Here is a 12,159-nt window from a genome sequence, read left to right on the forward strand (position 1 = left end):
GACTTATTAGGTAAATCGCTCCGCTCTTTGAATAACGATAGCAACAACGGACAGGATAATTCTGACGTATAAGTAACAGCGAGATTGAGTCATCTAAGCCCATTAATCCCTGCCAATAAAACTAATTTTTCAACAGTAAACAAACTGAGTTTTGGAGTCTAAGTTCATGAACAAAGCAAAACAAAAACCTCCGCTAACATTTCCCCCCTTTCCCAAGACTACTAATTTCATTCTTACTTTTTTATTAGGACTTGGTATGGCTCTGGGCTTTGCTAAGTTAATCAGTTTTACAAGTTCTGCGAGTAACAATGCCGCCAAAATTAGCGATTTGCAAGGTTACTTACAATGGTTCAATGGCATAAATACTATCTATCTAAGTCTGGTATTGGCTGGGGGATTAGGCGGGTTACTTTACTCCATATTGCTTGACGGCGAGTTAGAATTGCCGTCTTGGAGTAAGAAAAATCCCAATAATCTCAACCCCGGCTTTTTGGGAGAAATTTTTGTTGGCATAGGTGGGTCACTTATTGCCTATCAGTTCTTACCCCAGGAGCTTAGAAAAACTGGCGATCCAGGCTTGGAAATCACGATTTTTGTCACTGGATTGGTGGGCGGCTACGGTGGTAAAGCCATCCTAGATGCGGCATTAAAGAAGGTAATTAACCGTATAGAAACGGCTGACCTGGCCAAAGAGAAAGCAGAATCTCAGGCAAAAGAACTCGAACAAAGAAAGCACATCCTCGATCTAGTCAACCTACAGATTCAAGAAGGGCTAAATTTATCCGAATTATCAGAACTCCAAGAGAAACTTGAAGCCGCTAGTGAGAATGTTAAAGAACGTGCTTTTAATCTTGCCCATGATGCCCGTAGCTTGGGAAGGAGAACTCTAACGTTTAAAGATCGGGTTAATAGAACAATTCCGATTTTTGAGGCTCTGGTAGCCAGTGATAACAATAATGCCTCCTATAATGCAGAGTTAGGTTATGCTTATATCAGTTCACAGCCTCCTGATTTAAACAAAGCCATCTCCTATCTCGATCGCGCCATCGAACTACGAATACCGGGAGCATCAACTGAGCAAGATAGCTGGAAGTACGAAATAAATCGGGCGATCGCCAGAATTGGCCTTGGCAATTCTCAATCAAGGGATGATATCTTAAAAGATTTGTTTGCTGTTGAGCAGCGGAAAGGACTAGCACAAGCTATTGACGAGTATGAAAGGGATGGAGTAGATGGGGGAAATAATTCCATAAAAAACTGGCTGATCCAAAATCAAGATTGGGTAAGTCAACAGACTAACGGGAAAGCTTTACTGGATAAAATTCAACTTTCTGGGGTGGCGAAACCTGTCACCTCAACCTTATCAGTAACCCAGAATCGGGCAGATTTAGTCGCTGCTCCCCCCAATACAAAGATTAAAGCAACCATTAAAACCTATCTGAAAAAGCAGCCCATTGATTCATCACAACTCGGTGAAAACGAGAAAAAAGAAGTTCCTGTGGGTACAGAGTATAAAATCCTCAAGCATTCACAAGAATCTGATGGACATTCCCTCGTTGAATTAGACTACGGCCAGGGAATTTGGTATATTTGGTCAGATCACTGGTACTTACCCTGGGAACACAAAATACTATCATCTGTTCCCCAGTCCAGTAAAAATGGTTCAGCGCGGGAAGCCATTGACCAATTATCAAGAATGTCTGCCATCTCCTCAACAAATAGAGGAACCCTCAAAGCCGCAGCCACCCGCTCGATTCAAAGATCAGCTACAGCCACAAAGGTAGAACCCGAAAATTGGGTCATTGCGCCCCCCAATACCATCATCAAGGCAACTACTAAAACCTATCTGAAAAAGCAGCCTATTGATTCATCAGAACTCGGTGAAAACGAGAAAAAAGAAGTTCCTGCGGGCAAAGGGTACAAAGTCCTCAAGTATTCAGAAGAAATTGACGGACATTGCCTAGTGGAGTTAGACTACGGTGCTGGCATTTGGTATCTTTGGTCGGATCATTGGAATTTACCTTGGCAAAAATCTAGCAAAGACAATGGCCTATCACCTGTATCCGCGCCAGAATCAAGTCAGCATCAGGGCGTTAATCTTGTCACTCGTCAGCAAGCTGAGTCTGTCTATGGACGTAAAATGAGTGATCAACAATTCAATGACTTAAACTCTTGTTTACAGCGATTTGAAATTAATACAGTGCCACGAATTAGACATTTCCTCAGCCAAACAGCCCATGAATCAGGAGGACTGCGTTGGATGGAAGAAATTGCCAGTGGTAGTGCTTATGAAGGTCGCCGAGATTTGGGAAATACCTCTCCCGGTGATGGTCGTAAATATAAAGGTGCTGGTGTTATTCAATTAACTGGACGGCATAATTATCAGAAATTTGCAGACTTTATCAAGGATCAAAAAGTCATGCAGGGACATAGCTATGTCGCTCAGGTTTATCCTTTTACCAGTGCTGGATTTTGGTGGAAGAATAATAACATGAATGCTCTTTGCGATCGGGGTGCAACTGTTAGAGAGGTAACAAAAAAGGTTAATGGTGGTTATAACGGACTGTCGGATCGTCAACGTTATTACGATAAAGCTTGTCAAGTTATCAAACAATTACCTTCTACATCTTTACATACGGAAGAGTTAGCCGCAAAGCCCGAAACAGGCAAGGCAGCCACAGAATCTAGCGATCAGGTTAGCAAAGTCGAAGTGGTTAGGGAAATGCCCAAAATTTTGACTCCGAAAGATGTAGATTGGAGTGATATGTCCACCCATTTAACCCCCCATTTCACTCTAGGAGAAAACTTACGAAACGACCCCCGACGCATTCCGCACGACACCACTTTGCAAAATAACATACTCACGATTATGCGAGAGTTGGAGAAGATTCGCACTGACTACGGGAAGCCCATTATCATCACTTCTGGGTATCGCCCTGAGCAAATCAATCGTGCTGTGGGAGGGGTAAGTAACTCGCAGCATATCCGAGGAACTGCGGTCGATATTTGCCCTGCTCATGGAGATGTGTTTGAATTTCAAAAGTGGGTAGATCAACACTGGTATGGTGCCTTGGGTTGGGGGGCAAAAAAGGGCTTCGTTCATATTGATTGTCGCAATGGCAAGGGATGGAAAACGGGAGGCGAAAAAGGTGTCAGATGGAACTATTGATGCCATGTAAAACTTTATAAATACACCCTTAGGAGGATGCTTAAATGACAGTCACAACCATCGGCAGAGTACCAATTACGGAACCCGGACCATTACTCGATCCATTCCTTAAAGATGATAATGCTTTAATTGCTGCTGCCGAAGATTTTACAGTCTCTATAAATACTATTTCACATCAACTTTATAGTAAGTATAGAGAAGCGTATAAAGCTGGACAATGGGGTAATGATTATTTTGCTGTAATGAGTCAGATAGGATTAGGAGATATAGAAAAACCTATCATTAAAGCTCACTACCTCAATCACATTAATAATATGAATAGACTGACCCATGATTTACTTACTACTTGGGCAGAAAATGTAGCGATTATTGAAGATTTCCAAAAAGACAAGAAAACAGAAAGACTATATTTATCATTCAGTAGTTTTTGTCAGGGATTAGGAGACTCAAAATTAGATCAAGTGACAGGAGCATTACAAGAAGTTGTTCGTGAAGTAGGCGGCACTTTTCCCCTTCTCGTTCCTTTTACAGCTTTAGGAACAGCAGCTTTAGAAGGAGTCAATAATATTCTCAAAACCATACTAGATGCGGAATTTAGACCTCAAGTAAAAACTGTAGAATTTGCTTTTTATCCTGGCGATCAGAACCGCCTTCCCAACATTGGGGAAGCTCCCTTACAGACAGGAGCATATGCCTTTTTCTTTGAAGAAGTTGAATTAGAATCCCTACAAATGGAACGGAATGGTACTATTACTTCAACTCGTAATGAACCAGTAAGTCCCTACATTGTTGTTAATATCAAAAAAGGAATTACCTTGGCACCGGGTCAAATTGAGAAACACTTGGCAACGGAAGTCTTGGAGACTTACAATAAATCTTATGGCAATCAACTCAATGCGGGAAATATATCTGGCAGTTATTTTAGTGTTTTAGAAGAACTAGGTAAAACAATACGCTTATCGACAGCTACACAACGATATTTTGAGTTGCGAGGAAAAGGAGACCAACTCACTGAAAGTGAAACACAACGCCTGCAATTCTTATATACTTACTTGAAAGAGAATTTAATCAGTTTTGATTAAACGATTAATCCTGCCATGAACCAGTTTCTTCAAGTAAAAGCTTGCCGTTTTTATAGACTCTTATTATACCACTTTCTGTGACAAAGTAACGATAACTTCCATTAATAAACTCGTAGCCGAGAAATTGACAGGGAGTAACCCTATCTGAACACAAACGATAAACAGTTCTCCCAGTAAGTTTAATGGATTCTGCGGTTCTTAAACTTGTTCCAGTGTAGGAGACATTGTTGCACACTACCTCTCCTTCAGGACAATTTCTAGTAATCTTGACAATAAAATTTCTCGTTTGTAAGGTTTCTGCAAAAGTTGTTTTGCCCCAAAACAAGCAGATAAACAATAAAAACAGAGTTCTCATCAAGAAATTTGGCTTAAACCTAACAAAAAATAATCCCATACTTTAATTCCAGTAGCTAATAAATATCTCTCTGTGTTCTCCGTGTCTCCGGGGTGCAAATGTCACCCCGGAGACACAACTACTTACTTAGCAAATTTCCCCTTACCTTGCCACAATTCACCCTCAGCCTTGCGCCGTCGCAGCAGACCTTCATGGACATTGGAACCCGGATTAGAGTAGAGTTCTAAAATCTTAGGTACGTCATTCCATCGCTTATCTCGCAAAGCAGAAGTGATAGAATTAAAACCGGGATTACCGTAGAAATGATCGCCTAAATTGTAAGCAAACGAAATCAAGGCTGAACGCTGATTATCATTCATCTCATTCCAATAAGGAATTGAAGCAGCTAGGTGATTTACGGTGTTTTCAAGATCGTGGGATAAATAACTCTGAGCGGTTGCTAAAGTGATATTTGGATCGCCAAAACGAACAGGTTTGCCATTAGGATACCGAGTTGTTCCAATCCCAATCGTCGCCACTCCTACGCCATCATTATAAACATGAGGGACAAAACCTTCAAACTCAGTTATAATCTGAACTGCTTGTTCAGGAACTTTACTATTGCTTTCTACTCGGTCCATAGACTCTGGAATAGGAGACCAATCTTTTTCAAAGATATACCAGACACCAGCCCCGCTACTCAGGGTTACTTTTAAATGTCCGTTGGGTGCAGATTCCACCTTGTCGATGCTGATGGTTTGTCCGGCTTTGTAAATCTTTTTCTCAGTATCGGGTAGCTTACTGGATTGTTCTGTCGATTTCTTGATCGCAGTGTCGTGAAGTGCTGTCAAAGTTGCTATTGCCATAAATAGACCTCTAAACTTATCTGCTGACAAAACAATGTTAATATATTTGGTTCTTCGTTGCTTGGTCTGGTTTGATCGGGTGGATAACACGAACCGAAGAGCCAGTCTATTGTATGGATGCCCAAGGGGACAGACGGACAGACAGGGGGAGAATCTGATTAACTTTCCCCAGGGGCTTTTGTTAAGTTACATTAAGCCCTAGAATAAAATCCCAGTGAGTTAGACGAAATTCGCTCGATCGCTCGGTCTTATCCGCTCCTAGCTGAGACAGAGAAAAGATAGCGCATCGAGAAACAGAAAACTTGAGCTACTCAAGCTTTCGTCAATACTGCCCTGTTATCCATCTTGAGTTATAACCTAGTGTCCCAAACCCTATCTAAACCTACCCTAGAAAGAGAATTTTTGCCATTTACCCTACAGGATGTCCGTCTAGCTATCCCGGCCCGTTGCTTCCAATCAAGCGTTTTTCGCTCTTTAGCCTACTTTTTTTTTGACATTGGCATTATTACCCTACTTTACTGGATAACTTACCAGATTAATCAAGCATGGTTCTTCCCCCTTTTTTGGTTTATGCAGGGAACCATGTTTTGGGCCTTATTTGTCGTCGGTCACGATTGCGGTCACGGTTCCTTTTCCCGTTATCGTTGGTTAAATAACCTAATCGGTCATCTCAGTCATACTCCCATTCTCGTACCTTTCCACGGTTGGCGCATCAGTCATCGCACCCATCACGCTAATACTGGCAATATCGACACCGATGAAAGTTGGTATCCCGTCACGGAAACCCAGTATAACAATATGGCTTGGTACGAAAAATTAGCTCGTTTTCAGCTAATTTTATTTGTTTACCCCCTTTATCTTTTCCGTCGTTCCCCTAATAAACAGGGGTCCCATTTTATGCCCGAAAGCCCCCTCTTTCGCCCCTCGGAACGGTGGCAGGTACTGACTAGCACCGTTTGCTGTACCTTTATGTTAGGTCTATTAATCGGGGTGGGTATTAGCCAAGGCTTTTGGTTTCTGTTTAACTACTACATCATGCCCTATATCGTCTTTGTGGTTTGGTTAGACTTGGTGACATTCCTACACCACACTGAAGATGATATTCCCTGGTATCGCGGTCAAGATTGGTACTTTCTCAAAGGGGCGCTTTCTACCATCGATCGCGATTATGGCATCTTTAATCCCATCCATCACCAAATTGGTACTCACGTCGCCCATCATATTTTTATCACTATTCCCCACTATCATCTCCAAGAAGCAACCGAGGCTATCCGTCCCGTCTTAGGAGACTATTATCGCGTCTCGAAAGAACCGATTTTCAAATCTCTCTGGCGGTCCTACCGCAATTGTCATTTTGTCAGTGACCAAGGCAGTAAGATTTTTTACCGCAAAAACTAATCTTATCTTAGCTATCAGGAGGAAACGGCAGCAAAATCTGCCTCCTCCTCTCACACCGAAAAGAGTTGCCAAAACTGGGGGTAAAGTCTTTGTCTTTATTTGGTTCAGTGGCAAGGGATGAAGCTGATGCAGTGAAATTGGCTAATGATTCGGTAGTAGTGCCGTAGCCCTCTTGCTTACCTGGTATGAATTGTGTAAAATATTTAGGGTCTGCTGAAAAAGTTTTTCGTGGGGGCAGGGTGTGGGGTGTGGGGTGTGGGGTTTTACCGATTTTGAGGTAGTCAGTTACCTAATTTTCAGGGAAAAAGTCCAGGAATTTTACCCCCGATCCCTCCAATGGTCGGCACTTTTTGAGGAAAAAAAGCCTAAAAGCCTTATTCAACAAGATTTTTAGATTTATTCAGCAAGCCCTATTTATTAATAAAAATAATTGGCTCAAATCAGTCTTTAAACCTCTAAGTATCTAAGCACAATTAATTAGGGTTTGCTGAATAAATTTGAAATGTAGGCAAAGTAAAGGTTTTGGGGCTTTACGAGCGAAACAGGTGCAAGATTTTGAGAGAATCGTCGTTCAAAACCTTGCGTCTTCATCGGCCCGCGTCCTGTAGGGGCGAAGCATTCGGACAATAACCTATCGGTGAAAAGGTAGATTTTCTATCCGAATGCTTCGCCCGTACTTATTCAGCAAACCCTAATTACACATCTAAGCCACTACTCCGTCAGACTTCTGGTGTGAGGAAACAGTGAACTGAAAACTCAAATCCGATCCCTAATAGCTGTATCCCGTCTCCCGTCTCCTGTCTCGGAGTCTCGACTAGGAAATTAATTTTGCACGACTACTTAATAATGTTCAAACTTCCTCTCTGGAACCCCGGCACTTGCCACTCCTTACCCACGACTATAAAATTAGCATCCATCTTGCGGGGGTATTACCCTTGTTAATACCCCCTATTTTTGGTCCGATATAGTGTTAAGCTTCTCCCGTGATTGATAAACCCTCTACCCAAACGTAGGGACAAACACCACTGGGAGTAATAACTGCTTCCGGTTCCAGATAAACAATCGATTTCAGCAGTGTTAAAATATCTCCAGCTACGGTAGCGGAATCGATGCTAACGCGCTCATTTTTGTTCACTAACCAACCGTCAAAGGGCAAAGAGAAGGAACCTTGTAGAGAATTAACTCCCGCATGAAGTGCCTGTAAACTATCAATTAAAACCACATTTTCTGCTGTTTCCAAAGAATATATCTTTGGTTGATTAGCACTAGCAAAAACGTGATAAAAATGGGGACTAACCGTTACTTTTGACCCAATGTTACCGTTGCCAGTCGGTTCTGTATTCATCCGTTTAGCGGTAATCGTGCTATGGAGAAAATTACTCAAAATCCCCTCTTTAATTAATTCCACACGACGGGTGGGAGTGCCTTCACTATCAAAAGTTTCTGCGGCAACATTAGCTGGATGGAGGGCATCATCACACAAATTTAAGGCAGTAGCAGCGATTTGTGTTCCCAAAGATTCAGGAGTAGAAAGACTCTGTTTATCAAGGACATTTTGGGCATTAAACAGATTAGAAAATGCTCCCATTAGACTCAAAAAGGCCCGGGGGGCAAAAACCACTAAATATTTACCCGTGGTAATCGGTTGATAGTCCAGATGGCTAACAGTTTTGGTAATCGCTTCCTCGATGCAACCATCGATATCTAATTTTTCCAGGCCCGGACTAACCCGAAAAGCACCAGCGCTGCGGGGTTTTTTGCCTTCCTGTTCGGTTTTGGTGTATAAATACACACTGGCATAACTACGCGCTTCCTGACGCATTGCCCCGTCGCTATTGAGATAAAAACGTCTGACCTGCTGTTGTCCCAAACCGTTATAGGGAACACTGGCAATAGCCGGATGGGCCGCTAGTAGGGATTTTTCGGCGGCTAATAACTTATCGACGAGAGTGGATACAGCTGCTTGATTAGACATTTCGCTGGCCACTTCTGTGGTAGGTGCGGTGGCGGCAGGACTAAAATCGGGGACATTTTCCTTAACACCAAAAAAGCTGGCTTCTTGGGCGGTTTTCAGGGCTAATTGCAGTCCCACCGGGTCCACATCGGTGGTCGAGGTGACACCGACTTGATTATCCCGATTCCAGACGCGAACGATAACGCTGGAACGATTGGAAGCTTGTACCTGTTTGGGTTCCCCTTGAAACACATCCACATCGGTTTCATCGACCGAGGAACCATAGATGTCGTATTTAGCAATTCCTAAAGCTTGGGCGCTAGAATTAGCGATTTGGGCGATATCTTCAACTTTTGGCATAGATTTTTTTTGGTGTTGGAGGATTTTTCAGTTATCAGTAAACAGTAATCAGTAATCAGTGAAAAGAAAGCTCAGAACTTGCCACTTAACAGTGTCCACTGAAAACTCAAATCTGATAACTGATAACTGATAGCGGTCAGCCGTAAGCTAGATAAGTAGGGAGGCACAATTATTTGTAGGATGGGTTAGCGGTAGCGTAACATGAGCGGGCGTTGGGTTTCATGCTTCAACCCAACCTACGTTCTGAAAACTCAAATCTGATAACTGATAACTGATAACTGATAACTGATAACTGAAGAGAGATTGGGCCAAGTGGTGACAATAAAGACGATAACGGCGGCCGTGGCCAGCATAGCTTTGGCAACGTGACCGATAACCGTGCCGACGACGATACCGACACAGACTTTTAGGGATTGTTGCAAACGGGGGGTTAATTCCAAATCGCGACGATAGGCGTATTCTCCGACAAAAGCCCCGACCACAGGACCGATAAATAGGCCGATAATTGGGCCGCCAATGGGTAAAGCGGGTAAAAGTCCGAATATTCCCGCTAATAAACCCACTACTAACCCGATTTGACTCCAATTGCTCGCCCCAACTTTTTGCGCACCGAGATAACTAGCGAGGAATTCCACCCCCAGACTGAGGAGAAGGATAACAAAGGCCACGGTTAAAGCGACCCCCATCCCCGCGAATTTGGTCACAAAACCCCACACCAGCATGGCGATTAAAATCAAACTCATGCCGGGGATAGCGGGCAGCAGTTCGCCAATTATCCCCACTATCATGATGGCGATGAGGAAATAGTAGAGAATTACTAAAGCCATGATTAACGACCGCCAACGGTAATAGAATCGACTTTTAAATGGGGTTGACCAACGGTGACATAAACGCTACCACTGACGGAACCGCAAAAACCGGCCGCTAGACCTAAATCTTGGGAACACATAGAGATTTTATTCATAATCTCCTTAGCTGAACCGATTAAAGTCGCGCCTTTTAGGGGTTTAGTCAGATTGCCGTTTTCGATAAGATAAGCTTCCTCGACAGCGAAATTAAATTCCCCGGTCGCCCCCACACTACCACCGCCCATTTTTTTGCAATAAATGCCTTTATCGATGGAATTAAAGAGATTATCGAGGGTATATTCCCCAGGTGCGATGTAGGTATTCCGCATCCGACTAGCGGCCGCATAGGTGTAGTTTTGACGGCGACCGCTACCTGTGCGCGGATGGCCGGTTTTAATTGAACCGGTGCGATCGGCAATGAAGTTTTTTAGGATACCATTTTCAATTAGGAGAGTACGCTGGGCCGGCATTCCCTCATCGTCCATATCGATAGTACCGAAAGCTTTATCGGATAATCCTTCGTCCCAAGCTGTCAGGTTTTCGTGGGCGATTTTTTCGCCTTTTTTATCGAGAAAGGGCGTGGTTTTTTGTTCGATTTGCGTAGTTTCTAGCAAATGGCCACAAGCTTCGTGGAAGATAACGCCGCCAAATTCATTGGCCATGACGATGGGATAACTGCCGGATTCTACATAGTCAGCGTAAAGCATTTTACCCGCCGATTCGGCCACTTCTGCCGCCGATTCCTCGGCATTCCAAGTCCGCAGAAAATCGGGATTACTGGTACTACCCACCCGTTTACCAATGCTAGAACGATTAGTCCCATCGGCACAGAGGAGATTATAGCCCACCGATTGGGTGAGGCGAATATCCCGGGCAAAAGTGCCATCACTAGCGGCAACTAAAATTTCTTGCCAATCGCGAAAATAAGCGGCGCGACGAGATTGGACGTGAGAGGCTTTCTGATTGAGTTGAACGTTAGCAGTTAGGAGAATATCACCCATTTCTCGCAAAGAACTGCAATTATTCAGCCAAATATCTTTATTTTTGACCGTGGCATAATCCCGGAACATTTCCAGATTGATTTCGGGAATATATGCGTTAGGACTGGGTAGGTTTAAACCCAGAATCGATAAACCTTTTTCTAGGGCATTTTTTAAGCCTTGGAAGCTTAAATCGTTGGTACTGACATAACAATCAGCTTTACCGCGAAAAAGGCGGATTCCTGCCCCTGTAGATAGTTTCGGTGAGAGACTGGTGATGCTGTCATCTTCGGCTAAACAACTGATATAGTTGACTCTTTCGAGGAAAAATTCGATAAAAGTTGCCCCGGCAGCCCGTCCCAGTCCCAGAAGAGTGGACAAAGGGGCCGCCCAAGAGCTATCAAAGCGCTCCAGACTAGGATTATATTTCAGGGTGGGGAGTTCTTTGGAGATGAGTAGAGTGGGTGACATAAAGCTCGTTTATCAGTTAATCTGCTGGTTTCTAGTCTAACAGCTATCAGTTTTTTCCGTCTGGGGGTGCGTTAGCGCGGCCCAACCCTGCTAAATTTTTCTCCTTCATATCTCTTAATAAAAACCTTGATTCGATCGCTGATCACCCGCAAGATTAAAGAAAGAGCGACTCAGGATAAAAATAATGGCCACAGCGACACAATTCTTAAACATTTCTGACTTGACAAAAGATGATTATTGTGTATTCGGTTTAGCGATTTGTTTTCTCAAACAGGAGGGAGAATTAGAAAAAGTGGCGGTGTTAGAACCGATTCCCTCGGCAGCTCTAGAGGCAATTGTCAAAGGGATTCCCACTTCCTACGAATTTGCCCGCGCCATGGCTTTGGGAGAGGTTTTTCAGGACGATAATCCTCAAATACCCAGTAATTTCCCCGATAATGCCCAATTATGCGAGAATTTTGTCGAAAGGGCGATTGCGGCCACTCGCACCTATAAAAATCAACCCCACCTGCAAGGGTTAATCCCCTTGGGCAGCCAAAAAGACGATTTAAACTTTTCCCTAGAGAAAAAACGCATCTTGAATGCTGTTCATGTGGTGCGGACGGAGGATAACGTCAAACAACATTCTCACACCCATAAGGTTTTGTAATCAAGGTTAGTTCGGATTAGGGAAATTTGGCAGTTTTCCCTGATTCCG

9 protein-coding genes and 1 pseudogene are annotated in these 12,159 nt (G+C 43.4%); 5 read left to right on the forward strand and 5 right to left on the reverse strand.

What is annotated here, in order from left to right:
• Window positions 1–166 precede the first annotated feature (166 nt).
• Together VL20_RS12865 and VL20_RS12870 are read left to right on the forward strand one after the other, a co-directional pair.
• Entirely contained in the window at window positions 167–3,169 is a 3,003-nt protein-coding gene (locus tag VL20_RS12865) for a D-Ala-D-Ala carboxypeptidase family metallohydrolase (protein ID WP_128575208.1), read from the forward strand.
• 44 nt (window positions 3,170–3,213) lie between these two features.
• Entirely contained in the window at window positions 3,214–4,251 is a 1,038-nt protein-coding gene (locus tag VL20_RS12870; protein ID WP_052276725.1) for a hypothetical protein, read from the forward strand.
• 4 nt (window positions 4,252–4,255) lie between these two features.
• On the opposite strand, the gene VL20_RS12875 is transcribed toward VL20_RS12870, so the two are convergent.
• Together VL20_RS12875 and VL20_RS28510 are read right to left on the reverse strand one after the other, a co-directional pair.
• Window positions 4,256–4,645: a hypothetical protein gene (locus VL20_RS12875; protein ID WP_052276726.1), complete on the reverse strand. Its 390-nt coding sequence runs from the start codon at window positions 4,643–4,645 to the stop codon at window positions 4,256–4,258.
• Between the two features lie 83 nt (window positions 4,646–4,728).
• Entirely contained in the window at window positions 4,729–5,451 is a 723-nt protein-coding gene (locus VL20_RS28510; protein WP_284526141.1) for a lysozyme, read from the reverse strand.
• 360 nt (window positions 5,452–5,811) lie between these two features.
• Between VL20_RS28510 and VL20_RS12885 the strand changes: the two genes are divergently transcribed.
• Together VL20_RS12885 and VL20_RS31745 are read left to right on the forward strand one after the other, a co-directional pair.
• A complete protein-coding gene (locus tag VL20_RS12885; protein WP_052276727.1) occupies window positions 5,812–6,849 on the forward strand; it encodes a fatty acid desaturase in 1,038 nt (345 codons plus the stop codon).
• Window positions 6,850–6,884: 35 nt separating this feature from the next.
• Window positions 6,885–6,980: pseudogene (locus VL20_RS31745) on the forward strand (nucleotidyltransferase family protein); the annotation flags it as partial.
• Between the two features lie 839 nt (window positions 6,981–7,819).
• Here the strand turns inward: VL20_RS31745 and VL20_RS12890 are convergent.
• The 3 genes from VL20_RS12890 to VL20_RS12900 form a co-directional block, all read right to left on the reverse strand.
• Window positions 7,820–9,163 carry a TldD/PmbA family protein gene (locus VL20_RS12890; protein ID WP_052276728.1) on the reverse strand — a complete coding sequence of 448 codons (1,344 nt, stop codon included), beginning with the start codon at window positions 9,161–9,163 and terminating at the stop codon, window positions 7,820–7,822.
• A gap of 251 nt (window positions 9,164–9,414) precedes the next feature.
• Window positions 9,415–9,990, reverse strand: coding sequence for a DUF456 domain-containing protein (locus VL20_RS12895; RefSeq protein WP_052276729.1), 576 nt, complete (start codon window positions 9,988–9,990; stop codon window positions 9,415–9,417).
• A 2-nt stretch (window positions 9,991–9,992) separates the two neighbouring features.
• A complete protein-coding gene (locus VL20_RS12900) occupies window positions 9,993–11,462 on the reverse strand; it encodes a TldD/PmbA family protein (RefSeq protein ID WP_052276730.1) in 1,470 nt (489 codons plus the stop codon).
• A 184-nt stretch (window positions 11,463–11,646) separates the two neighbouring features.
• Between VL20_RS12900 and VL20_RS12905 the strand changes: the two genes are divergently transcribed.
• Window positions 11,647–12,111, forward strand: a complete 465-nt coding sequence (locus VL20_RS12905; RefSeq protein ID WP_002757789.1) for a hypothetical protein — start codon at window positions 11,647–11,649, stop codon at window positions 12,109–12,111.
• Window positions 12,112–12,159: the final 48 nt, after the last annotated feature.

Source organism: Microcystis panniformis FACHB-1757 (assembly GCF_001264245.1).
GTDB lineage: Bacteria > Cyanobacteriota > Cyanobacteriia > Cyanobacteriales > Microcystaceae > Microcystis > Microcystis panniformis.

Bases quoted from the DNA above. Each gene is read 5' to 3' on its own strand.
- VL20_RS28510 (WP_284526141.1), bottom strand. From the start codon at position 5,451: ATGGCAATAGCAACTTTGACAGCACTTCACGACACTGCGATCAAGAAA.
- VL20_RS12900 (WP_052276730.1), bottom strand. From the start codon at position 11,462: ATGTCACCCACTCTACTCATCTCCAAAGAACTCCCCACCCTGAAATAT.
- VL20_RS12890 (WP_052276728.1), bottom strand. From the start codon at position 9,163: ATGCCAAAAGTTGAAGATATCGCCCAAATCGCTAATTCTAGCGCCCAA.
- VL20_RS12905 (WP_002757789.1), top strand. From the start codon at position 11,647: ATGGCCACAGCGACACAATTCTTAAACATTTCTGACTTGACAAAAGAT.
- VL20_RS12875 (WP_052276726.1), bottom strand. From the start codon at position 4,645: ATGGGATTATTTTTTGTTAGGTTTAAGCCAAATTTCTTGATGAGAACT.
- VL20_RS12865 (WP_128575208.1), top strand. From the start codon at position 167: ATGAACAAAGCAAAACAAAAACCTCCGCTAACATTTCCCCCCTTTCCC.
- VL20_RS12870 (WP_052276725.1), top strand. From the start codon at position 3,214: ATGACAGTCACAACCATCGGCAGAGTACCAATTACGGAACCCGGACCA.
- VL20_RS12895 (WP_052276729.1), bottom strand. From the start codon at position 9,990: ATGGCTTTAGTAATTCTCTACTATTTCCTCATCGCCATCATGATAGTG.